This is a genomic window from Parapedobacter sp. GCM10030251, assembly GCF_042666505.1.
Taxonomy (GTDB): Bacteria; Bacteroidota; Bacteroidia; order Sphingobacteriales; family Sphingobacteriaceae; genus Parapedobacter.
In genome coordinates, this window is record NZ_JBHTDN010000002.1 from 263,433 (window position 1) to 287,900 (window position 24,468).

A 24,468-nucleotide genomic window follows, 5' to 3' on the forward strand; every position below is an offset into this window, starting at 1 on the left:
TGAAACAGACGGATTAAAAAAAACTACGAAAAAATATGAAAAAAAACCGCAAAGCAGCACTCGATTCCTTAACAACAAGGAAGTCGTTTTTGAAGCAATCCGCTTTATCACTCCTCGGTTTAACGATGCTACCCTCCTGGAAAACTGCGCAGGGAGTCGGTCGGTCCCAAAATGCGATACCCCAAAGCAATATGGGGATTGATGCAAAAACGATCCGGTCTATCACGTACAACGTCTTTAACGGTTGCATTGGCTACAAGGGCATCAATGGTCATGACCTACCGCCCGGCGAACAAAGCATCTTGGTCAAGGCGGCGCGGGATCTAGGACAAATCCCCACCCGGATCATGCAGGAATTGGCTTTGTACCAACCGAATATCATCAATTTTTCAGAATCGCCCAATGAAGAAACCGTAGCAGAAATGGCTAAGCTACTCCACATGAATTATGCTTTTTTTCCGGGCGGTAAAAATGGAAAGGGAAAATTTCCCGGGGCCATTCTCACCAATTTTGAAATCCTGAGCTCCGAAACCAGACCGTTTGCCAACCCGGACGGAGACTTGGAGGAATTATTTACCAGGCATTGGGGAAAAGCCAAATTACGGCTACCAAACGGAAAATCCCTGATCGTCCATTCGGCGCACCTGTGGCCGTTCGCAAAAGAAGAGAACGACACCCAGATTCGATTGACGGAAATTTCAGCGATGCAAGCCGCCGTCGATAACGATTCGGCCGGTGATGCCGACTCCATCCTTCTCCAAGGCGACTTGAACCACGCCCCGGACACCCTGGAATATAAACGTTTAAATGGCGGCGGATTAGTCGATGTGTTTACCGTTGGAGGCCGGGGCGACGGCTACACAGCCAACGCGGTTAAACCGGCCAAAAGAATCGACTACATCTATTGCGCGGGGACGTTTGCCAAGCGAATAAAGGATTGCCGGACCCTGTACGAGGGCAGCTTTCGGATGAATAACGAAGATCCGAATGGGTTTGCCTTAAGCGACCACCTTCCCGTGCTCGCGGATTTTTGGTTGGACACGGTGTGATCGTTTGCCGTCACTTTCGTTCAATCAGACAGACCGCGTATGCCACCACACCTTCTTGCCTGCCAACGAAGCCCATGGTTTCGTTGGTAGTCGCTTTAATGGACACATCCGCTACCGATACCCCGGCCGCTTCAGCGATGTGCTGTTTCATCGCTGGAATATGGGGTTTTATTTTTGGGGCTTCCAAGCAGAGCATGGCGTCTACATTACCCAACGCCCACCCTTCTTCATCCAATAGCCGAACGCATTCAGTCAATAACACCAAGCTGCTGATACCCCGCCACCGCTCATCCGTGTTGGGAAAGTGATGTCCGATATCGCCCAGGTTGGCGGCCCCCAGAATGGCGTCGCATATGGCATGCACCAATACATCCGCATCGGAATGTCCGAAAGCACCCGAATGGTGCGCCAATTGCACACCGCCCAACACAAACGGATGGCCTTCCTTCAGCTGGTGCACGTCAAAACCAAATCCTACTTTTATTTTCATGATCGTTCCAAACATAGGCAAATCGGCCAACAATCTCAAATGGTATGAAATTTGACCCGGAACGATGCGATTAACTTCAATAAATTTATTTAATTTTGGTTTCTAGAAAAGAATGTGCTTTTTTATGTACCGAATGAAAACAAAAAATACGTATTTCATACCTTTCCTTATTTTACTGGTTTGCGGGATGTTCATCACATCCTGTAAGAACCGGAGTGGCGTATCGCCGAAAACGGGTGTTGCGTACAACGACCCCTACAACGGTGGTTTGCAGATAAATCGAAAAGTTAAAGAAGGCCCTGGGCCGGGATTAGTGGTCATTGAAGGCGGTACGTTTGTGATGGGAGGTAGCTTAAATGAAGACATCACCTACGCACATGACAATCTCAAACGCCGGGTAACCGTCGCATCTTTCTATATGGATGAAACCGAGGTTTCTAACGCAGACTGGCTGGAATACCTTCATTGGCTCAACCAAAATTTCCCGGAAGACAGGGAGCTCTATTACAATGCCCTTCCGGACACGCTGGTATGGCGTCAACCGCTTTCGTATAACGAGCCTTATGTCGATCTCTATCTCCGCCATCCGGCCTACCAGGATTACCCCGTTGTGGGCATAACCTGGGAACAAGCCAACGATTACTGCATTTGGCGTACAGATCGTGTAAACGAGCACATTCTTCGTGAAAAAGGGGCATTAGTGGGATACCGCGAACTGGCCGAAACCCAATCGAGCCCCGCCGAACCCTTCAATACAGACATTTATCTCAATGGCCAATATCGTGGGGAGGGAATTGATGGTGAGCGGATGCCCAAAGATAACCGGCCGGGCGCTGAGGATGGCGCGCGCCGCCCCGTTCGTATGGAAGACGGCGTTCTTAAACAGCCGTACCGGCTGCCTACAGAGGCCGAATGGGAGTATGCCGCGTTAGGCCTTGTTGGCAATACGGAATATGGGAATATCGAAAGCGGCAAAGTATATCCCTGGAATGGTTTGGGAGTCCGTTCGCCGAAAAGGCGCACCCAAGGGCTGATGATGGCCAATTTTAAAGCAACCAGCGGTGATAACATGGGCGTGGCCGGATACCTTAACGACGGAGGTGATATTACCGTCTCTGTAACCAGTTACCTTCCCAATGATTACGGCCTTTACAATATGGCAGGCAATGTAAACGAATGGGTCAGGGACGTATACCGCCAGCTTTCGTACGAAGACTTCGAAGATTTCAACCCCTTCCGTGGTAACGTGTATATGGACAAAGCTTATCAGGACGCCGAAGGAACGCTTGCCAAGGACAAATACGGCCGCCCGATCCGGGTACCCGCCAAAGCTCCCCGCAAACAAACCTGGGAAGAATTACAAGCGTCGACTGCCGATTCCGCTAATGTCACCTTCGACAACGACGTTCGGGGATATGCAGACGAGGCCAACAATGAACTTTATGGCGTCACCACGCTAATCAACGACAAGTCCAGGGTATACAAAGGCGGCTCGTGGAACGACCGCGCATATTGGCTTAACCCGGCTACCCGCCGATTTATGCAACAGGACGAGTCTAACGCCATGATCGGCTTCCGTTGCGCCATGACCTTGGTAGGATCGCCGGAAGTAAACACGAAAATCAAGCCCAGTTTCCCGGCAAATCGGACGCGGGGACAAGCCAATAAAAAGGTATTGGGAATATTCTGATCCGATCGATTCCTGACTTGCTTACTTTTTCCGCTTTGGATTAACTAGCGCGGCCTCCCAGTAGAGGAGGCCGCGTGACTAAATGTGAAGTATCGATAAAATCAGGTTCTTAATCCTGAACCTGGGTATAGTAAATGTTCAATTTTATTTTGGTTCCTTCGGTTTCGCCATTGCGGAGGATAGCGCGGCTGCCGGTATTGAGTACCGGATAATACGGTATTCCATTGTCAGCGAGTGCCGCAGGTGCAAGGAAAAATTCGCTGCTATTTATTTTCCCCAATAACAGATCCTGAATGTAAGAAGTCAGGTGGAATACATACCGCCGTCTATTCCGATCGATCTCACCACCAAACGACCGCCAATTCGCATTGGAACGATACCATATACTACGCCCATCGCCAACAAAACTACTTCCATTGGTGCGGGAATCGCCATCCGGAACCGGTTGCCGCTGCCCAGCAATGTCTTCGCGATACAGGGTAAGCCGGGGTGCTTGGATATTCCACTCTCCTCCCGACGGTTCATCTTCCAGATACACCACCAATTCGGCTTTGTTCACCGCGATATTTCGTCCTTTCAGGCTGTCAATATAAGGAATCCGCAGCCGGGTTCGAAGTCCGGCAGGTGCCTGCAAATACAACGTTTCAAAGTTGCCCTCGGGGCTTTCCAATTGTGCCTGTACATCGGCCGTGTACGTACGCCGGATGCTGGAAGCCAACCGCCGGTAGGTAGTGCCTGTATAACTATCCGTCACGGTCGTCGGCAAGAACGTCCGGATGGTGTCGATACCCGCATCATCCCCTTCCTTTCCGTTGGACTGCCGATATGTGAGTTCGATTCCCGTGACATCCGTGACTCCTCTGAACGTAACGATTCCACCAATTCCGGACATAGCGCTTTCGTCTATGCTCAGGTAAAGTCCCTTCACATGGTTATTGAAACCTGCTTCGGTAGAAAGCGTGGCCGAGTCGACCGTATTGCTCAACAGCTCCTTAAAAAAGGCAGTCGATAAAGCCACCCGCAACTGCGGAATGTCCTTCACCAGGGAATCCTTGTCATCGATGTGCTTCATCACACGTACGCTGTCCTTTTGCTTGTACGCAAACCGGGACACCGTTTTCGTGCCGATCACTTCCTCTTCGACCGACCATTGCTTCGTTGCATAGGCACCATCGGTATAGGCCTCTTTCAGTTGCCGCACCTGCAGCGGAAAAGTCTGATTGAGGGTATCACCGAAATATTCGTCAATTCCATAAGGAAGAACCAGGATTACCGAGTCAATTTGTGCATCCGGGCGGATACGCGGGACGGAAGACGGCCTACCAATCGCCAAAGCGAGGTCTGCAACGGTCTTTCCAATAACCGGATCGTTGAACCAGCCAAATGCGGTCTGACTGAAAGAAGACGAGCGGGTGCTGTCGTCCGCCAGGGTTACCGCCTGTAACGTAAGCGTATCGGTCAACACTCCCACGACTTCATCTCCGGGATCCACGTCCAATCCGATTCCCGAGGGATTTGTACAACCTCCCAAAACAAAAAGACTTATCAACAGGGTTAATAAGTCCTTGGTACGATTTCTCATTCGTATAAAGAAATTAAATCCAAAATTATGCTTCCACTTCCGTTTCAAGTTCCACGCTCGAAAATTGTTCGTAAAGGTTGCAATAATTTTCGAATTCTTGGTTATCGGCTACTTCAAATGAGACAATATCGCTCTTTTTAACAATATTTAACAGTTGCTGATCCACGTCGTCACCCGTAACCACAACCGCATCGGAGTATGCCAATGCTCCTTGGTACAGCCCGGCGTAGTCTCCGGCACCGTAAGGGGCTACGTCTTCGGCCGTCATATTACCGGTGAGTGCAATTTCCGTGAAATTTTCTCCCAGCGAATGATTAAAATCTTCCTTATACAGCGAGTAAATCACTTTTGCGTCCTTAAAGGTAGGATCATCTTTATAGGCGGTTTTCAGGTATGCCGGAATCAGCGTGCTCATCCAGCCATGGCAATGGACTACATCCGGTGCCCACCCCAATTTCTTTACCGTCTCCAACGCACCTTTGCAGAAGAACACCGTTCGTTCGTTGTTGTCTTCGAAAAATTTCCCGCACTCATCGCAAAACACGTGCTTACGCTGAAAATACTCCTCGTTGTCCAGGAAATATACCTGCATACGCGCCGATGGAATCGACGCGACTTTAATAATCAACGGATTGTCGTTGTTGTCTACGACAATATTCATCCCAGATAGCCTGATCACCTCATGTAAACGATTCCGGCGCTCATTAATGTTCCCGAAGCGTGGCATCAGGATACGGATTTCATATCCTTTTTCTTGCATGGCCTGAGGCAACTGGCGGGTGATTTCAGAAATTTTACTTAGTTCGAGGAAAGGCGACATCTCGTGGGTAATAAACAAAATCTTCGTTTTTGCCATCTCCAATTATTTGTGTATTAATTTTATTTGCAAAGTAAACCGGTTTGCAAAGGTAATCATTTTTTATCAATATACCAATTAGTTACCCGAACCATGGACCAGATAAACCAAAAAATTCCCATTTTTGCCAAACAAAAAAAACGATTCAACTGTTGGAAGTTACGAAAACCAAAACATCGTTGCACGCTGCACTGCAACCGTACCGCAACCGGGGCATGCGGATTGCTTTTGTGCCCACCATGGGGGCATTGCACCAGGGCCATATCGCACTCATTCAACACGCAAAATCGCTTGCGGATGTAGTCGTTTGCAGCATTTTCGTGAACCCTACCCAGTTCAATGACCCGAAAGATCTCGAAAAATATCCTCGGCCGATCGAAACTGATATCCGCATGTTGCAAGACGCGGCCTGCGATGTATTGTTTCATCCGGAAGTAGGTGAGATGTATGGACCCGACGAATCCTGGCAACTGGATTTGGGCCATCTGGATCGGGTGCTTGAAGGATTGCACCGGCCAGGGCACTTTCAGGGGGTCACCCAGATTGTAAAAAAGCTATTGGGCGCTGTGCAACCCGATATTGCCTGTTTCGGCCAAAAAGATTTCCAGCAATTTAAGGTCGTCGAACACATGGTGCACACGTTGCAGCTCCCCGTAACCTTGGAAATGTGTCCCACTGTCCGGGAAGTTGATGGCCTCGCCATGAGTTCGCGTAACGTCCGGTTAACACCACAGGGGCGGCAACAGGCACTCGCACTTTATCGCACCCTCCAGCGTGCGAAGACGGGCGTCGGTATGAAAAGCCTCGATGCGCTTCGGAAGGAAGCAATCGCCGGACTGCGGAACAGCCCTGGCGTACAATTGGAATATTTCGCCATTTACCGTGCAGACACGTTCGAGGAAGCGAATGAAATAACACCCAGCCAACCCCTCGTAGCTTTGGTAGCCGCTTGGGTTGACGGCGTGCGATTGATTGACAATCTTTTGCTTCAATGACCACAGGTGTCCGATATTTTGTATTTTTGCAGTAGTCATCCTCCCGACATGAATAAGACCCATAATCATTGCTAGGGGAAACCAAAAGTCCGTTCCAACTCCGTTGAAAGTCCGTTAAAGTCCGTTCTGATTCCGTTGTACCTATATGATACCTACACCCTATCTCCACTGCCGCTATAGGATACCTACCGCATGGTAAGCACCACTACGTCCCCCGTATGTATCGTAAGAACAAAGAATGGGATCGGGAAATCAAATGGATATCCAGTGTAGCATCTCGCAAAGGGCAATCGGGTTCATTTTATTTTCCGTATCTTTGCAACATGGTTATCGAGGTATTAAAATCAAAGATTCATCGCGTCCGTGTCACACAGGCTGAATTGAACTACGTAGGTAGCATCACGATCGATGAAGACTTGATGGATGCGGCAAATATCCTTGCCAATGAAAAAGTGCAGATTGTCAATAACAACAACGGCGCACGTTTCGAAACCTATGTGATTAAGGGCGAGCGAGGCTCGGGAATTGTTTGCCTGAATGGTGCCGCAGCGCGCTTGGTACAGGTGGGTGATATCGTGATTATTATATCCTACGCGCTAATGGACTTCGAAGAAGCGAAAAAATACGAACCCGTATTGGTGTTTCCAAACGAAAACAATCGCTTAATTTAATCCCAAAAAAAGTTGTTTACAAATAGTTAATATTCGATTGACATATTGTTAGGTTAATCAAACTTTTTTTAACTATCTTTGTGGTATTGTATCCACAAGGTTACAGCTGCATGGGAAGAAGCAATCACATACGTGCGAGACTAGCGTTATTTCAGGCTATCCTATTTTGCTTGATTACAGCGAGCGGTACGATCTTCATGCACAAGCATAAGACGGCCGATGGCCGGATTGTTATTCACACCCACCCTTACAATCTCAAGAAAGACCCCGACGCCACCAAGCATCACCACTCCGATTCGGAGATCCACTTGCTGGACGTGGTATTCCAGGGCAGTTTCCTTCAACCGCATTTTCTGCACTACGAGCAACCCATCCTTACACCGGTTTGTGTTGCTTACCATTCTTTCCAGACATTCGGTCTCCATACGGGATTACCCCACCACATTTACCTACGGGGGCCTCCTGCCTGTTAATTACGTTCGCGTTAGCAGTTTTTCTTACAACAGGCACTATATACCATTCAACTCAATGAACACGAAATACGCGGTATTAATCGCCGCTCTCTTTATCCTTCTCTCGCTCGTAGGCTACGGGCAGACCACATCATCGATCAAAGGCTCCATAACCGACAAAAACGGTGAAGTTGTATCCTGGGCAACGATTTCCATCCCTGCCTTAAATATCGGCACGACAACGGACAGCGCCGGAACGTACGTATTAACCGGTGTCCCGGCCGGTAACTGGGAATTGGAGGTAAAATATGTTGGCTACCAGCCCCACTACACCCGGATACGCACCAATGGTACCACGCCAGCAACGAAAGATATCATTCTTATGGGCGAGGGGGCTTCGCTGGACGAGGTGGTAGTGTCGGGCACCATGAAAGAGGTTTCCAAACTGGATAGCCCCGTGCCCGTAGAGGTATACACAGCCAAATTTTTTAAGGCCAACCCGGCCCCATCGGTTTTTGACGCCCTGCAGAACATCAACGGCGTACGCCCTCAGCTTAATTGCAATATCTGCAATACCGGTGACATCCATATCAACGGGCTGGAAGGCCCTTACACCATGGTCTTGATCGATGGCATGCCCATTGTGAGCGGTTTATCCACCGTGTACGGCTTAAGCGGCATTCCCCAATCGCTGATCGACCGCGTTGAAGTGGTGAAAGGCCCGGCCTCGACGCTATATGGCAGTGAGGCTGTGGGAGGGCTTATCAACATCATCACCAAAAACCCCAAGACCACCCCCCTCCTTTCCGTCGATGCCTTTGGCACCAGTTGGGGTGAAATCAACGCAGACCTAGCGGGCAAGTTCAATGTCAGTGACAAGATCCAATCCCTGCTTGGCGCCAATTATTTCAATTACCAGAACCCGATTGACAACAATAACGATCATTTTACCGATGTCACCCTGCAACACCGCATATCCGTATTTAACAAGTGGAATTTCGAACGCAAGGATAACCGGGTGTTTTCCTTTGCCGCGCGCTATATTTATGAAGATCGCTGGGGTGGTGAAATGAATTGGGGACCCCAATACCGTGGTGGCGATGAGGTATATGGCGAAAGCATTTATACGAGCCGATGGGAATTGTTCGGAACCTATCAGCTCCCCGTCAAAGAACACATCCTGTTCATGTTCAGTGCCAATGGCCACGACCAGAACAGCGTTTACGGAAACACCCCTTTTCTGGCCGATCAGTACATCGGTTTCGGTCAATTGACGTGGACCAAACTTATGGGTAGCCACGATTTGCTTGCTGGATTAACCTATCGCTATACGTACTACGATGATAACACGCCGGTTACCGCCGATGCAAACGACCTGTCTATCAATAATCCGACACATACTCGCCTGCCCGGCCTGTTTCTGCAGGACGAAATTACGCTGAACGCCACCAACAAGCTATTGCTGGGCGCTCGGTACGATTATAATTCCATCCACGGAAGCATTTTCACTCCGCGTATCAATTACAAGTGGAATACGTCCGACAAAAACAACGTACTTCGGGTCAGCTTCGGCAATGGTTATCGGGTAGCTAACGTCTTCACGGAAGACCACTCGGCGCTTACCGGTGCGCGGGAGGTCGTATTCGAAGGAGACCTGTCGCCGGAAACTTCGTGGAACGGCAACCTCAACTTCGTCAAAAAGATCCCGCTGTCGAGCGGCGGAATTATCGGCTTTGACGCAACTGCGTTCTATACGTACTTCAACAACAAAATTATTGCCGATTACGACACCGATGCCCAAAAAATCCTTTACGGAAATCTCGATGGCCATGCGGTTTCGCAAGGTATTTCACTCAACATCGACCTTGCGCTGATGAACGGCTTAAAGCTGAATGCCGGAGCCACCGCTATGGATGTATACAGTGTGGAGGAAGGACAGCGGATACAGCAGCTTTTTACCGAAAAATTCACCGGGGTATGGAGTGCCAACTATACGTTTAAGCGCCTCGGCATCACGTTGGATTATACGGGCAACTTATATGGCCCGATGCGCTTGCCGCTGCTTAGCGACGAAGACCCACGGCGCGATCGCTCGCCTTGGTGGAGTATTCAGAATATTCAGGTAAGTAAAGCGTTTGGAAACGGTGTTGAAATTTATGGCGGAGTGAAAAACCTGTTAAATTGGACCCCGAACAAAGGCATCCCGTTCTTAATTGCCCGGCCAAACGACCCGTTTGACAAACACGTGGAATTTGATGGGAACGGGCAGGTCATAGCAACCCCTGATAATCCCTATGGTCTTACGTTTGATCCGTCGTATGTGTACGGCCCCAATCAGGGAGCCCGGGGATTTTTGGGTGTCCGCTACAGCTTTTATTAACCAGAGGCATCAGAATCGAAAGGCGTATGCTAACCGTCCAAAAATGGATCGTACCGATACTCATCATGGTGATAATCCACCAGGCTTCGGGCCAAGTTACGGCCGTTCCCATCGGTGAATTGACGGACAGCGTACGCCTTCAACCCAAGCCAAGCCTCATCCTGATTTCGACGAGTTGGTGCTCGTATTGCCAGATGCAAAAGGCACAGCTGAAAAAGAACGCCGATTTTCAAGCGGCTTCAGCCCATTTCTATTTTTCGGAGTTCGACGCAGAGACCAAAGAAACGATTAGCTTCAACGGCTCGACCTATGGATTCCAATCTACCGGAGTTGACATCGGAACCCACGAATTGGCTTATGTGCTCGGAAACATCAAAAAACGGCTGGCTTTTCCGACCTGGGTACTGATCGATGAAAATTTCACTGTTTTGTTTAAATACCCCGGCGTTTTAGACAAAAAGGCATTGCGAGAAATCGTCACCTACCTATCCGATAAGCCCCTGACAAACAAGGCAGTTAACTTCACAATTAAATAAGGGGAAAATATTTGGAATGAATCGAAAAATTTCTTTTATTGCGGGAAATTTAACAACTACCTATGTTAAAACAGTTGCTACCAGCGGCTTCCTTCTTACTCGCATTAGTATTTGCGTGCGAACCGAATGTAAACGAATCGCTGGAACCCGCGCTGACTAAGGATCCACCCGGCAGTTCCCAGGGTAACGCCCCGAATGACCCTACAGACTCACCTACGGAAACCGACACCGCCATTGTTCTTGCATTAACTGCCGTAAACACCTTGCGGCAGGCGGGTTGCGATTGCGGAACCGATGCGTACCCAGCTACAGGCAAGCTGGTATGGAATGCGCAGCTTTACGAGGCTGCCCTGAATCATGCGAAAGATATGCACGCGCATACGTACTTCAGCCATACCAGCCCCGCTGGAGAAAACGTGTATCACCGCCTTGTTGCCTCGGGCTACATTTCGGACGCGAGTGATATCTTAACATATGGAGAAAATATTGCCTTTGGCGACTTCAACTTAACCACGGCCGTCCAAAAATGGTTAACAAGCCCAAGCCATTGTGCCAATATGATGCGCAGTACTTACCAGGAAATGGCTATCGCACACGATGGCAACTACTGGGTGCAGGTTTTCGGAGCCAAAAGAAAATGAACCGCCCTGTAGCAAACTCTTGCCTCCTTCCGTTACCGTTCATATGTTAAATTGTGTTAAGGGATTAATTAATCGGATTATTTAAATAACTTTGCGGCTCGCAAGGTTGAAAAGACAAACGAAATGAAAAAAATAAATGTACTTCTGTTGGGTTGCGCGATAGCGGTGGGAATGTCGTCATGTATAAAGGACGGTGAGACCTACGATGCAGCCGCACAATATGAAATAGAAAAGCCCATTGTTCAAGCTTATGCAATGGAACATCTGGACAATCCAAACTACAAAGACATTCAAGGGGTGCGAGTATGGTTCGAAATCGTGGAGCCTGGAGATCCCGCATCGTACCAATACAAAGTCAGCGAAAGTTCGGGCCAGCAGCTACTTGTTCCTGCACAAGCGACCGTTTCCTATGAAGGTCGATTGGTAAATACCGATGCCGTATTTGAGTCTAAAGAAGACCAAAAGTTTGTCATCTCACTTAATAGCATAATTCCGGCTTGGCAATTGGCGTTTCTTCCAAACAAATTTCGTTTCGATGATAAAGGGGAACCGCTGGAGGAACCTATCGAATTTGGTGGGCTAACGGAAGACGGATTGAAAGTCGGATCGGTAATCCGAATTGTTACCCCTTCTTTTTGGGCCTATCAAAACAGGGCGCAGGGTAGTATTCCCGCTAATTCGCCCTTGTATTTTGAGATTTCCGTTTCTGAACTCAAAGATTATACGAACTCGAATTAATCATTGATGTATTGTATTAAACCGCTTTTCGGTGTTGCTTTCCTAGCCACCTGCTTATATTTGTCTGGTTGTTCCGATAAGGAATACCAATCATTCGAAGAATTGGATAACGCCAATATCCGGGAGTATATCCAAAAAAACAATCTCGATGTAAGCCAATATAAGAACACCGATTTGTTTTACGAGGTATTGGAGGAAGGGACCGGCAATCCCATCGATTACAAAAAAACCTATCCGGTTGTGTATACGGTAAAAAGCTTGGATGGCGTTTATAATCTTGGAGACACGCTCAGCTATAACAACCGGTATGCAGATTATTTTGGCTATTTTCCTTTCGGCTCAGGTGCTGCGGGAACTCCGACTGTAGAACGAGTGGGCGATTTCAAAGAGGTCATTCGGGAGGTACTCAAAAACACGAATGGAAAAATCCGGATTATTGTCCCCTCCCGATTAATGTATGGAAGGAATGGTGACCGAAATCGTGGTATACCGCCAAACGCATCGTTAGACTACGTTGTATCCGTACACGATAATTTTGAAGATTTTGAAAATGGCTGGGTGATTCCAAACATGGTTAAACGGGCAGGCTTGTCACTCGATGACCTAACCGTAACGGAGGATGGAATTTACTATAAAATCGCTACCCAGGGAACCGGAGATCCGATATCGGTAGATTCTACCCTGACCATGAATTACACCTTGAAACGGCCTGATGGCAGTACTATTGAATCAAGATCTGACTATAAAACTAAATTGGCCGATTTAATTCCCGCTTGGGGCAAAGTAATCCCGTTATTAAATAAAGGTGGCAAAATACGTTTTTTCACGCCGAGCACACAAGCCTATGGAGAAGCTGGTTCTGGTTCGGGTATCCCGCCTTATGCGTCTCTGGATTTCGAAGTCGAAGTAAAAGAATAAAAAGAATAAAATTCAATCATGCAAAAGCCCGCGACATCCCATCGCGGGCTTTTTTGTTCACTTCCCCCGATACCTTGAACCGTCGAGAATGGCCTGTGCTTCCGAAATCGCCAAAAGTTCGGGCAAGGTCGTTTCGGGATGGCGTTCCATATATGCACGAACCATTTTCCATCCGATAAACACCCCCAGCTTGGGTGCCGATTCGTTGCGTTCTCCCAATTCGGGGGTAAACGGGGCTTCACTGAGGTACTTTTGTACCCGGTTGTAGTCCGCTTCGTATAAAAGATTCTCTTGCAGAAACCACGCCCAGATGTCGCGTTCATAACGTTGCGCCCACTCCCACTGCTGTGCCGTATAGCCGATTTTCAGCGTGTCGGCTACATCGGGCATCACCCGGTCCATCACATACAACACCTTTCCCTGATAGACCATGTGCTGAAGCAGCGTGACATCCAGATTATTCTGTGGATGCAGTACCTCGCGGACGTAGGTCTCGACCGCCCGCGGCACGATATTATCCGGAGTGAACCGGCGTGAAAGATAAAAAGGAATGCTTTCCCGCAATGCTGGATAGAACTTCGAGTCCGCTCCCAAAAACATATCCAGCCCGATTCCCAGGTAATCTTCTCCCACGGGGGTCTGCACGGCAAATCCCGAAAAAAAAGCAATGAACCGCGGAATCGTAATCTCCGGAAAATAATACTTAAAATGCTTGAAGGCATCGGTCAGCCCCGCTTCCTGAGCCGCCAAATCCGGAAACGTTTCGTACACACTGGCTTTTAATGCCCTAAAATCCTCGGTTTCGATTACCTGCGTCAGAATGGGACGTAACCGGGCACTGTCCAACGGGTTACCTGCCTCCAGCATGTACTGCATATAGTCGGCATAAAAATACCCATATCGATGAAGCCATTCGCGGTTCTTTTCAAGCACATTTTCCGGTCGCAGGCTATCCAGTGCCCTGTCGAAACGCTCGATCTGAATATCCACATCGATATGGCTCACATCCACACGGGTTTCGCCGCGGCATGAAAACAACATGATAATCAAAAAAAAGCCATAGATTTGCGGTAAATTGATTTTGAGCATCATTTTTGTTAATCAACTTGGCAACGAAGTTACGGATTTTTAGTGGGGATGATGGAACGCAGGTGACTCGAATAACGATTTACACGGATATACATAGTATGCAAAACAAAACCTTACGGCGCTCTTTTCTTTCAGTATCGCTCTTCCTGTTTATTTTCCTCCAACAAAGCTTGGCCCAGGACTATTACAGCTCTACGTATCAGTACAAGCCGATGTCTTTCGGTATCACGTTTGCCCCAAATATGGGATGGATGCGTTATGGAGACACGGAAGACCACAAGAGCACCCCGAAATTCGGCTATGCCTACGGATTGCTGGCCGATTTCGCCTTCACCGAAAACTATTACTTTTCTACCGGATTATTGGTCAACACACTGAACCATGAAGCGGAATACCCGGACCCGACATCAAGTGTGGCAAACTCGCGGGTATCGAATGAATATAGGCTGCAATACGCCGAAATTCCGATATCGCTGAAACTGAAAAGCACCATGCGGTATTTCCGGAGTTATTATGGACAATTTGGCTTCACGGGAGGCATGAAATTGAATGCCAAGGAAAAAAAAGAGACGGCAACTTCCCGCACGTCAATGGGCAACGATGCTGATTTCTTTCGGTTAGCACTCCAGATCGGCGGCGGTATTGAATGGCAGCTTGATCACAATATGGTAATGATGACGGGCTTAAGTTTCAACAATGGGTTTACAAGGGCCGCCAAGCAGGGTGAGCCCCGAAACTCGTATGTAGCCTTTAATTTCGGCATCTTTTTTTAATGTTCATCTTGACACGCGCAACGCAGTATGATCATCGCTCTCGCTCAACTGAATTATCACATCGGCAATTTTGAATGCAACCTGACCCGCATTACCCAGGCTATCCAGCAGGCAAAAGATCGGGGTGCCGACCTTGTGGTGTTTGCGGAGCTGGCCATTGGCGGATATCCGGCCAAAGACCTCTTGCGTTCGCCGGCGTTTCTGGATCGCTGTGAACAGGCCATTGTCGAAATTGCGGACCAATGCCGGGGAATTGCCTGCATCATCGGTGCTCCGGTACGCAACACCAGTGGAAAGGGTAAGCCGCTATACAATGCGGCATTGCTCGTCGCCGACGGTGCGGTGCAACAGGTGGTTCACAAAGGACTTCTTCCCGATTATGACGTGTTCGATGAATACCGCTACTTCCAGCCGGCTGAAACGTTTCAATGCATAACTTATCAAAATCGGAAAATAGCGCTCACGATCTGTGAGGACCTTTGGAACATTGCTTCACCGAAGCTATACCGACGGAATCCCATGGAAGTATTGCGGGGGGAAAACCCGGATGTCATCATTAACATCGCCGCTTCCCCGTTTTCTTACAATCACCTACGTGAGCGGATGGAAGTCTTACAGTCACATGCAAAAGAAACCAAGGCTCCCCTTCTGTACGTAAATCAGGTAGGTGCGCATGCCGATATCATCTTTGATGGGCGCTCCCTCATCCTGTCGCCAACCGGCGAATTGGTCGATATGATGGCCTCTTTCGACGAGGACCTGAAATATTACAGACTTCACGAAAATAACCTTACGCCACTGCAAAAAACCACGGAGGTGCAACCGCCACTGGATACGCCGTTAATCCATCAGGCGTTACTGCTGGGCATCCGCGACTATTTTAACAAATCGGGCTTCACGAAAGCCGTTGTTGGATTATCCGGGGGGATCGACTCGGCACTCGTGGCCGCCCTCGCCTGCGAGGCGCTCGGCGCCGAAAATGTGATGGCCGTGCTCATGCCTTCCGTCTATTCCAGCGATCATTCCCTCACGGATGCCCTCGATTTGGTGAAGAACACCGGTTGCCGGCACGAGATCGTCCCCATACAGCCCATGGCCGATGCTTTTCATCAAAGCCTGGACAAAGCGTTCAACGGATTGGCTCCCGATGTGACGGAGGAAAACATCCAAGCACGGATCCGCGGAACCTTACTCATGGCTTTTTCCAACAAACTAGGCTATATCCTGCTCAACACGTCCAACAAAAGTGAGGCAGCCGTAGGATATGGCACGCTATACGGAGATATGGCGGGCGCGCTGGGTGTGATCGGCGACGTTTACAAAACGCAGGTATATAAACTGGCTGGCTACATCAATCGCCATCGGGAAATTATCCCGCAGCACACGATTGTTAAACCACCCTCGGCGGAGCTGCGCCCCGGCCAAAAGGATAGCGATTCACTACCGGAATACGAATTGCTGGATTCGGTACTCTTCCAATACATTGAAAACGAGAAGAGCGCGTCCCAGATTGTTGCATTGGGGTTTGATGAAGCGCTGGTACGGCGGGTATTGAACCTGGTAGACCGGGCTGAGTTTAAGCGCTTCCAAGCGCCGCCGATTCTTCGGGTAAGCAGCAAAGCGTTCGGCTCGGGAAGGGCTATGCCACTGGTGGCGCGATATCCTTAACCGGGCAATTAAACCATCGGTCCGTTTGATCGTCTAACCCATACACGATATTTTATATAGGAGGTTTCAACAATGAAACGGTTGTTCATATATTGCATTCCTTTATTGGTATTGGCATCCTGTTCATCATATAGATACCATACGACCAAAGTACAAAGCACCGATTTTTCACAATATCACACGTACGCGTGGCTGCCGCCATCCGACTCGCTTTCCAAGTCCTATTTCGACAACGACATTGCGAATGCGAACATTTTGGAAACAGCCAACCGCGAACTGGAGGCCCGGGGACTGACCTATTCCAAGGACAACCCCGATCTGCTTTTCCGTTATATCGCTATTGTCAATAACAAAAGCCGCCCCATTTATAGCGGATATCCGTATGGCCCCTGGGGTATGTGGGGATATAATCCCTGGATGTGGGGCCCCGGTTGGGGGGCTTGGGGCTGGGGAACATGGAACCGGCCGGTTGGCGCAGAACGGTACCGCGCAGGTCACATCATCATTGAAGCCAAAGACCGGCGATCCAATACGGTGATCTGGCAGGCCCGTGGTACGGGCGAAGTCCGGAATCCGGAGCAGGCCATCAATAAGCTGCCCGAGATTGTCACCGGCGTCATGGAGCAATTTCCATTACCGGTGGCGAAAACCGGTAAACAGTAGCCATTGACCGTTATATGGAAGGCCGGAGTGTCAGGTAAAACCGCACTTCTTTATGCTGCTTCGAGTTTTCCAGTACCAAGCGCGCGGCAGTTTCGCCCATTTCCCTGAAATCGGTGGAAATGGTCGTGATCCCATTGAGAATGAATTTCTTGAGGGGCGTCTCGTTATAGGAAATAATCCCCACTTCCTTGCCGATTTTCAGCTTTAGGGAAATTACCCGATCCAGCAGTTTCACCAAGTCATCTTCCATCAGGTTGATGTATACCTCCCCCGCCGATATGGGTTCCTCCTCAATATCGCTCACCAACAGGTGATTGAAGGCATATTGTTGGCAGAAACGATAAAATCCCTTGATAATGCCTTTGGGGAAATAGCTTTTATCTGGAAATATCAGCTTTAAGGTGTGGTATTTGCTGAGTGGTTCTTTGGCTTGTTCCAGTGCGTTGTAGATATCCTTTTCAAAGTTCTCATATACCGCCGCATACTCGCCGTCCACTTCCGACACCAATTTATCCAGCAACACCAGCTTATCTTTCGGTATGGTATTGATGATTTCAGCGGCCTTGTCGCGCCCCTCGATAAAATGCGGGATAATTACATAATGCGTGTATTCCTTCCGCAGGTTTTGAAGCAGCTTCCTGAACAGGGAAAGGTCATTATTGTACACATAGAAGTCGACCGCCGCGTCGGTACCTACAGCCTCGACAAACGCATCGTAAACAATTTTTTTGTGGGCACTGAGTTTATTGAAAAACAGTACAATCTGAAGCTTTTGCTTAAAATCCGCATTGGCTATGTAATAACCTTTACCGGGAACCGAACCCAATACCCCCAAGTGCTTAAGATGCTTGTATCCTTTCTCGGCGGTATCCCGAGATATTTCCAGCACATAGCTCAGTTCGTTGATGGACGGAAGCATGTCATCCTTCTGGATTTTTCCCGCCTCGATTGCGTTAATCACCGCGTTAGCCAATTGCAGGTATTTAGGCGTAGCGGAGTATTCATTGATGTGAATGTGGTCAAACATAGGTGCCGTTTTCATACCGTTTTTTAACGCATTTCCATGCGTTAAAAATACGGCGTTAAATTGATCAATCCAAATGAAACACCCGTTTCAGCGGCTTGCTTACCGGCGAGAAATCGGAGTTGGTTTCCATGATATCTGCCATGTATTTCCACCACCGTTGCATTACCGGATGGCTTCCCATTTCCTGTGAGGATGGCCCGTCTTCCGATTGACGCTGCACGGCAAAAAGGGTGTCCGATTCCTCATCGAGGAAAATGGTATAGTCACTCACGCCCCTGCCTTTCAGCAGGGCAACCATTTCCGGCCAGATTTGATCGTGACGCCGTTTGTACTCCTCACGACAATTAGGCATCAGTTTCATTTTAAATGCGATCTTATTCATAAGATAACTACCTGATGATTTTGACTTCCTTCGGTCCGCTGATCTCAGATTTAATCTGTCCGTTGGCTTGTTTCGTATGCTTGACCTTGACCACGCCGTAAGGGGTAGGAAACGTTCCTTCGGCATATTGCAGGTCTCCCAGATGGGGGGTTATCGAGATTTCTTTGCACCCCGGTTTAGTCACCCGGATACCCAGCACATGTTCGGTAAGCCACGACGTCGGGCCCGACGCCCACCCATGGCAGAAGCTGTGTCGGAAACCGACGTAGCAATAATCGCCATAGTCGCCATGGATATCTTTTTTCCCGGCAGGCACCAGTTCATCTATACGAGCCGCATTGGGCAACCAATCGAGGTTAAAGTCTTCCCAAAAGGTGGTTGCCCCCAGATCGAGCATAGCTCCCCAATACTTGCGGATTACATCCATTGCCCCCTGATAGTTCCCAGCTTTGGCCATCGCTTCCAACATGTAGTAACCGTAAAAGGTCGAGAAATTTTTCGCACCCCCTGCGGCGAGCACTGCGTTTGCATCTGACGCCGACACCAGGTCTGTCAGCGACATCAGTGCAGCTGCTTGTTTCGATTGTCCCATGTCCGGCGTGTATTTCTTCAATCGGCTCACGGCCTCTTCTGCGGTCCGTTGCGTTTCGCCATCGCCCAGGATTACCGCCAATTGGGTAGCGGTCGACAACGACCAAATCGTCATCGCCTGCAATCCGGCATGAATAGCTGCGGGGTCTTCGCTGGAAGGCCAGTCGAGGAACCGATTGCCGTCCATCATCTCTTTGCCATCCGGACCGATTTTAGCGACAATCTGCTTAACCAGGGCAGAAAGATAAGGTTGCTGTTCTTTGAGGTACGCTAGATCTCCGTGATGCATATACCAGTCGTGGTGCAGGATAATCCACCACATGGAGTAGGTACTGATACCGCTCATCCAGCCTGGAAGCGGGGTCACATCCCGGGCCAGGTCCAGGCTCTTGGGCACAACCTCATTGTATCCGAACACCGTATTCACGGTCGATACTTCGGGATGAAGATCGCCCACCCAAACCAAGCGGTCACGTTTAATACCGTCCCACAGGTATTCCTGCATATTGAGGTGTACGGTGTAGGCACCGGTCTGCCAAATTTTATTGAGGCGTTCGTCACTGCTGTTGAAGGAGCCGAGATAAGGAATATCCCGGTAGGTGAAAATGGCCCGTACTTCTTTCAGGTGCAGTTCCGCGTCGGCATCCAGCAGATCAATGCGCGCAAAGCGGAAACCGCTTTCGCCTATTTGTATTTTACCCAACCAGGGCAGCTGTAATTGGAAATCACGGATTGCGTGGTCGTTGGTCGCTCCTTTCTCGCCCAATTCGGCCATGGCCTCGCTTGCCGATTCACCAAGGCGCACCCGTATATTACGCGGGGTATTTCCAGGTGACCACATACCCGTAACGATCTCCAATCCACCGTGCAATTCCTTACCGAAGTCCAAAAGAATACTGCTCACGGTTTCACCTTCGTTTTTCAGCACACAGATACTGGCATTTGTCAGGTCTGCCTGTCCAATACCGGGTTTAAGCAACTGTTCGGTGTTGGCAACGTGGCCGGATTGCCATAAGACACGTACCGGCGAAATAAACTCTCGGGTCAACTCGGTTGACTGACCAATCGCCCGGGGCTGCCCAAGCACGAATAACACTGAAAATAAAAGCGCACTATAAAATAACCTAATCATGTTGAAACGGGTTTATAACAGCCCGCAAGTTAGGGAGAATAACCCAATCAGGTATCCTGTGCTTACATGGACGGCGTGCTCAACCTAAATTCATGTTTTCCAGCCCCTACGTTTTTCACCAACACATAATTGCCCGCTTTTTCCGCCTCGCTTGTTACTTTGCCATTTTGCGACACCGTAAAATTTTTCGCATTTTCCGGCAGGGGTAGATAGACATCCGCTGTAACGTTTGCAGGCAAGGATACTGTCAGCATAAAATCGGACTGCCGGCAATCAAACCCCACTTCAACCGGTCCGCTGATGGTCGGCAATTTGGCCTTGGCCCACGCCAGGCCCGATGGTTGCGGCTTGATCGTTACCTGCCGGAAACCCGGTGCGGACGGGGTGATCCCCATGAGCTTCCGGGGCAGTATATGGGCCGGTGAAGCACTCCATGCATGGCTCCAGCCGTTGTTGTTTTTATACTTATTGTCCCACGCCTCCGTAGTCATAGTAGCGCCCACACGCAGCATGTTGTACCAGCTCCGGTCACTTTTGGACGTCAGCAGCGACAGCGCATACTCTGCCTCGCCTGCATCGAACAGTCCCTCTAACAAATAATTAGCGCTATACACGCCGCAGGCCATGCCTTTGGTTTTTACGTAATCCAAAACCCGTGGCTTTTCCCGCTCGGGCACCAGCCCAAACACCAGGGGATAAAGATTCGCGTGGAGGGACGCATGGTCGGTTCCGATCCCATCGGTATAAATGCCACGCCCGCGGTCGAAGAACTGACGTTGGAAGATCGTGAAGAGTTTTTCGTGACGCTTCCGGAGCTGCTCGGCCTCTTTCTTCTTACCAGCAATGCGGGCCATCTTTTCCATCAGTTTCAAGGTATGGTAATGGAAGGCATTCACTACTGTATTGTAATCCGTGAAGACATAGCCGTCTGTTTCACCGCCCTCGGGGAGTGCGGGTGACCGCTGAGGCCAGTCGACAATATCCGTCAATTTTTCACCGTTAAAGAAAATCGACTTCCGGAATTCATCCGTCACCAACCCCGTGGTGGTCGATATCAACCCATTGGGCATGGTCAGGTCGGTCATTAACTTCGGCCGGATGGCATCGTAATTCTTGCGGATTACGCTGGTATCGCCGGTATGCAGGAAGTCCATCCAAACCATCATGATTGAATGCGAAATCCATTCGGTGGGCCAGGTGGCGTGGTAAATCATGTTTTCCAGGCTATACCGTGCGGTCGCAAACTCGCGGTCCACCGCATAATGCCCCATTTGGTGAATATATGCATCGGCCTCATACATCATCCGTTCGCGTTGACTGGCTGCATAATCGCCGTTAAAGGTGTTGGCAATGATGGAATAACGGCACAGGTCGTATACGCGATTCAATAACGTATCGCTGCTCACAAAATACGACGCGTATTCATCGTAGGGCACGTGCAAACTCAATTGCTCGGCCGAGACCACGGAGAGGTCGAGACCGGAACCGGCAATTTCCAGAAAACGAAACGGGATCACTTCCATCATGTGCTCAGGCATGACCTGGCTATGCGGATAACGTGCCTTAAAGCGCGGAATATCCAAATAATAGGTATGTGTGCCTGCCTTGATGGATAGGGGGTATTCCTCGTAAATCACGCCCCCGCCCGGTTTCGTATCGATGGAGTCGCCCGCACTTTTTTCACCGATACGGACCATTAAGGTCGTATCCGTCCGGTCGTCGGGCGCCGCTTTCCAACTCAATGTAAGCGCCACGTTGGCAAATCCGGCGCGCTCGAATGCCATAAACCAGGTACCGTTCTGCTTACGGCTTACGTGCACCGGATAAGCTGGGTGGTACTGAATCGGCGGCCGATCTTCAAATGTCCACATTTCCTTCCCTTGGGCTGTATCCAACCGTACCCAGCGACTTTCGCCCGGCCATTGCTTTTCCCGCAGGGCGTCGCCAATGTGAAACTGTTGGACTTCGCTGTATGCGGACGGTTCCCCGCTTTTGTTCCATATGCGTACCTTCCAATAATAGGTTGTATGGGGTTTAAGTGGATGGCCTGCGTAGGCCACGTGCAATGCGTTTCGGCTTTCGATTTTCCCGCTGTCCCACACGTCGGGGTTACTCCGTTCCAACGCGACCGGAGACGACGCCACCAACAATTGATAAGCCGTCTGGCGGTCGTTATCTTCTTTTTGGGGCACAATCCAGCTAAACGTAGGCACCAAGGTCGTGATGACCGCCTTTTCGGGTTTTGTCAGCAGGTTGGTCATCAACCCGGTAGGCGCAACAATCGTATCTGCGGTGGCGGCTTGAACCGTGTCCACTATGTGAATCATACAAACCGTCATCCCTAACCAGCAGAATTTTTTAAGCTTGCTCATCCCTTTCATTTTTACCCCATACAACATTATCAATTATCTATTTTGCCATCCTTCATTTTGCGCCAGCGGCACATCTTTGTTGGTATCAATGACGGTATTCGGAATCGGCCACAGATTATAGTCAAACGTCAGCGTAGCGGCCGCTTCCGGCCAGAATGCATATTCACGGATACGGTCGACCGCTATGGTTCCCCCCATACGTAGCAATGTGTTCCAGCGGCTCTCCTCATAGACCAGTTCGCGTGCACGTTCGTCCAAAATCAGGTTGAACTGATCATCGACATCAGCCGCGGTGACCTTGTAACCACATTGCGCACGCTCACGCAGCAAGTTGATATCCGTAGCCGCCCCAGCTTTGTCCCCAAGCCGTTGCTTTGCTTCTGCTCGCAGCAGGATCGTTTCTGGCAAGCGGATGAAATAGTCATCGCGGAATAAATTGCTCTTGTTTTCACCATCCGCCACACCGGTATACCGATCGGTCGCAATTTTACAGGAAACGGGATAGCATAAGCTTTGATTCGCTTTATTGGTGTTGGCATCGTTGCTGCCGTTGTAGATGACTTCCCAAGGCACCGGTTGTCCATAATACGGAGACGATGGAACGTTGCCGATAAATACCCGACGGAAAACAATGTCCGAATTCCGCATGTCGTCGCCCCATTTATCCGCGTAGATTTCATCACGTGTGTACAGAGTCGGAATCATTTGGGCAATTCCTCTGCCGCCGACGTCCTCGTTCGTCCCAATAAGGTGAGCTGGAGCCCCATCGCGGAAAACCGGGCCATACGTACGGGAATACGGGAGTTTGGATCGGCCATCCTCGGCACGATAGGCCGCGTAATCGATTTGAAGCGCCCAGATACACTCGGTGTTCCCATCCTGGTAGTTCACGTTGTTTTCCTGAAATAAATCCCAGTACACGTTTCCTTGCTCTTCATCTTTACGGGAACCAAAGCGCGATTTCATCAGGGAGTACGTTCCGCCGTTGATCACCTTATCGGCGTTAGCCACCGACTGGTTGAAGGCTGCTTGCGCCGCGGAGGCGTCACCGTCGGCCGCCAGCTGGATGCCTTGCGCAAGATAAGCCCTGGACAACATATGCTGCGCCGCACCACGAACCAGGCGCCCTCCCACCGAAGTGGTCTGTGGCAAGTCATTTTCGATCGCCAGCAATTCATCGATCGCAAACTGATAAGTCTCAACCCGTGTCGTCCGCGAAAAATCGTATTTCGGCGCGGTAGTGATTTCGGTCACAATGGGCACGCCACCGAACAATTCACCGAGGTTCAGGTAAGCAAACGCCCGGAAAAACCGTGCCTGTGCCAATGTGTAAGCTTTCTCCTCGGGACTGGTCCACGCGATATGCGCCAGTTCTGCGGAATAGATGGCCAGATTTGCCTTCGCGATGATTTCATACCACACGTGGTATACATCGTAGAACGTCGTATGATCCGGATTGATATTACCATAATTGTTGAAGGAAGCCCCCCGCCGGATACTGGCCACATCAAACATGTCCGTGCCGTTCCCGCGCAGCACAAAAATCCAACCTTGCTCGGTGGGGTTCGCCCACAGATCACGAAGTTGCGAATAAATCCCCACGACCGCCTGATCGATCTGTGCGGAGGTACTGAACGCATTGTCAATGGTGTAAAACGTGGGTGGAACCTCGGTAAGAAATTCTTTGTCCGATTTACATCCCGCCACACTCAGCGCCAATCCCATGATGGCACCGAAACCATATTGATAAATCCTTTTCATGTCTCTCTTGTG

General features: G+C 49.6%; 22 protein-coding genes. 13 read left to right on the forward strand and 9 right to left on the reverse strand.

All coding sequences use genetic code 11. The features are described from left to right. The first annotated feature begins 35 nt into the window (after positions 1-35). Positions 36-1,049 carry an endonuclease/exonuclease/phosphatase family protein gene (locus ACFQRK_RS07110; RefSeq protein WP_379005034.1) on the forward strand — a complete coding sequence of 338 codons (1,014 nt, stop codon included), beginning with the start codon at positions 36-38 and terminating at the stop codon, positions 1,047-1,049. Positions 1,050-1,059: 10 nt separating this feature from the next. Here the strand turns inward: ACFQRK_RS07110 and ispF are convergent, their stop codons facing one another. Continuing rightward, a complete protein-coding gene (gene ispF, locus ACFQRK_RS07115; protein WP_379005036.1) occupies positions 1,060-1,539 on the reverse strand; it encodes a 2-C-methyl-D-erythritol 2,4-cyclodiphosphate synthase in 480 nt (159 codons plus the stop codon). A gap of 133 nt (positions 1,540-1,672) precedes the next feature. On the opposite strand from ispF, the gene ACFQRK_RS07120 reads away from it, so the two are divergent. Then, positions 1,673-3,229: an SUMF1/EgtB/PvdO family nonheme iron enzyme gene (locus tag ACFQRK_RS07120; protein WP_379005038.1), complete on the forward strand. Its 1,557-nt coding sequence runs from the start codon at positions 1,673-1,675 to the stop codon at positions 3,227-3,229. A gap of 109 nt (positions 3,230-3,338) precedes the next feature. Here ACFQRK_RS07120 and ACFQRK_RS07125 read toward each other — a convergent pair whose 3' ends face one another. Beyond that, the gene (locus ACFQRK_RS07125; protein ID WP_379005040.1) at positions 3,339-4,811 is read right to left on the reverse strand and encodes a DUF4270 domain-containing protein; all 1,473 of its coding nucleotides are present in this window, start codon (positions 4,809-4,811) and stop codon (positions 3,339-3,341) included. 25 nt (positions 4,812-4,836) lie between these two features. Continuing rightward, on the reverse strand, positions 4,837-5,667 hold the full coding sequence (locus ACFQRK_RS07130; RefSeq protein ID WP_379005042.1) for a glycogen/starch synthase: 831 nt from the start codon (positions 5,665-5,667) through the stop codon (positions 4,837-4,839). A gap of 152 nt (positions 5,668-5,819) precedes the next feature. On the opposite strand from ACFQRK_RS07130, the gene panC reads away from it, so the two are divergent. From panC to ACFQRK_RS07170, 8 genes are all read left to right on the forward strand, one after another. Continuing rightward, on the forward strand, positions 5,820-6,662 hold the full coding sequence (gene panC, locus ACFQRK_RS07135) for a pantoate--beta-alanine ligase (protein ID WP_379005043.1): 843 nt from the start codon (positions 5,820-5,822) through the stop codon (positions 6,660-6,662). A gap of 323 nt (positions 6,663-6,985) precedes the next feature. Next, positions 6,986-7,333, forward strand: a complete 348-nt coding sequence (gene panD, locus ACFQRK_RS07140) for an aspartate 1-decarboxylase (protein WP_379005882.1) — start codon at positions 6,986-6,988, stop codon at positions 7,331-7,333. Positions 7,334-7,443: 110 nt separating this feature from the next. Further along, positions 7,444-7,806, forward strand: a complete 363-nt coding sequence (locus ACFQRK_RS07145; protein WP_379005045.1) for a hypothetical protein — start codon at positions 7,444-7,446, stop codon at positions 7,804-7,806. A 55-nt stretch (positions 7,807-7,861) separates the two neighbouring features. Further along, positions 7,862-10,165 (forward strand): TonB-dependent receptor domain-containing protein, encoded by a 2,304-nt coding sequence (locus ACFQRK_RS07150; protein ID WP_379005047.1) that lies wholly within the window; start codon positions 7,862-7,864, stop codon positions 10,163-10,165. A gap of 65 nt (positions 10,166-10,230) precedes the next feature. Further along, on the forward strand, positions 10,231-10,701 hold the full coding sequence (locus ACFQRK_RS07155) for a thioredoxin family protein (RefSeq protein ID WP_379005049.1): 471 nt from the start codon (positions 10,231-10,233) through the stop codon (positions 10,699-10,701). 62 nt (positions 10,702-10,763) lie between these two features. Then, entirely contained in the window at positions 10,764-11,342 is a 579-nt protein-coding gene (locus ACFQRK_RS07160) for a CAP domain-containing protein (protein WP_379005051.1), read from the forward strand. A gap of 123 nt (positions 11,343-11,465) precedes the next feature. Then, positions 11,466-12,080, forward strand: coding sequence for an FKBP-type peptidyl-prolyl cis-trans isomerase (locus ACFQRK_RS07165; protein WP_379005053.1), 615 nt, complete (start codon positions 11,466-11,468; stop codon positions 12,078-12,080). Positions 12,081-12,086: 6 nt separating this feature from the next. Continuing rightward, complete coding sequence (locus ACFQRK_RS07170) at positions 12,087-12,998, forward strand: FKBP-type peptidyl-prolyl cis-trans isomerase (protein WP_379005054.1); 912 nt, start codon at positions 12,087-12,089, stop codon at positions 12,996-12,998. A 57-nt stretch (positions 12,999-13,055) separates the two neighbouring features. Here ACFQRK_RS07170 and ACFQRK_RS07175 read toward each other — a convergent pair whose 3' ends face one another. Next, positions 13,056-14,090, reverse strand: a complete 1,035-nt coding sequence (locus ACFQRK_RS07175; RefSeq protein ID WP_379005056.1) for a gliding motility lipoprotein GldB — start codon at positions 14,088-14,090, stop codon at positions 13,056-13,058. Between the two features lie 95 nt (positions 14,091-14,185). On the opposite strand from ACFQRK_RS07175, the gene ACFQRK_RS07180 reads away from it, so the two are divergent. From ACFQRK_RS07180 to ACFQRK_RS07190, 3 genes are all read left to right on the forward strand, one after another. Further along, on the forward strand, positions 14,186-14,860 hold the full coding sequence (locus ACFQRK_RS07180; protein WP_379005058.1) for an outer membrane beta-barrel protein: 675 nt from the start codon (positions 14,186-14,188) through the stop codon (positions 14,858-14,860). 27 nt (positions 14,861-14,887) lie between these two features. Beyond that, the gene (locus ACFQRK_RS07185) at positions 14,888-16,528 is read left to right on the forward strand and encodes an NAD+ synthase (RefSeq protein WP_379005060.1); all 1,641 of its coding nucleotides are present in this window, start codon (positions 14,888-14,890) and stop codon (positions 16,526-16,528) included. A gap of 72 nt (positions 16,529-16,600) precedes the next feature. After that, positions 16,601-17,191: a DUF4136 domain-containing protein gene (locus ACFQRK_RS07190; RefSeq protein ID WP_379005062.1), complete on the forward strand. Its 591-nt coding sequence runs from the start codon at positions 16,601-16,603 to the stop codon at positions 17,189-17,191. A gap of 10 nt (positions 17,192-17,201) precedes the next feature. Here the strand turns inward: ACFQRK_RS07190 and ACFQRK_RS07195 are convergent, their stop codons facing one another. The 5 genes from ACFQRK_RS07195 to ACFQRK_RS07215 form a co-directional block, all read right to left on the reverse strand. Then, positions 17,202-18,233: a GntR family transcriptional regulator gene (locus ACFQRK_RS07195; RefSeq protein ID WP_379005064.1), complete on the reverse strand. Its 1,032-nt coding sequence runs from the start codon at positions 18,231-18,233 to the stop codon at positions 17,202-17,204. A gap of 49 nt (positions 18,234-18,282) precedes the next feature. Continuing rightward, complete coding sequence (rhaM, locus tag ACFQRK_RS07200; protein WP_379005066.1) at positions 18,283-18,600, reverse strand: L-rhamnose mutarotase; 318 nt, start codon at positions 18,598-18,600, stop codon at positions 18,283-18,285. 7 nt (positions 18,601-18,607) lie between these two features. Next, entirely contained in the window at positions 18,608-20,323 is a 1,716-nt protein-coding gene (locus ACFQRK_RS07205) for an alpha-L-rhamnosidase C-terminal domain-containing protein (RefSeq protein WP_379005068.1), read from the reverse strand. Between the two features lie 62 nt (positions 20,324-20,385). Further along, a complete protein-coding gene (locus ACFQRK_RS07210; RefSeq protein ID WP_379005070.1) occupies positions 20,386-22,695 on the reverse strand; it encodes an alpha-L-rhamnosidase C-terminal domain-containing protein in 2,310 nt (769 codons plus the stop codon). Between the two features lie 33 nt (positions 22,696-22,728). Beyond that, positions 22,729-24,456 carry a RagB/SusD family nutrient uptake outer membrane protein gene (locus ACFQRK_RS07215; protein WP_379005072.1) on the reverse strand — a complete coding sequence of 576 codons (1,728 nt, stop codon included), beginning with the start codon at positions 24,454-24,456 and terminating at the stop codon, positions 22,729-22,731. Between the last annotated feature and the right edge of the window lie 12 nt (positions 24,457-24,468).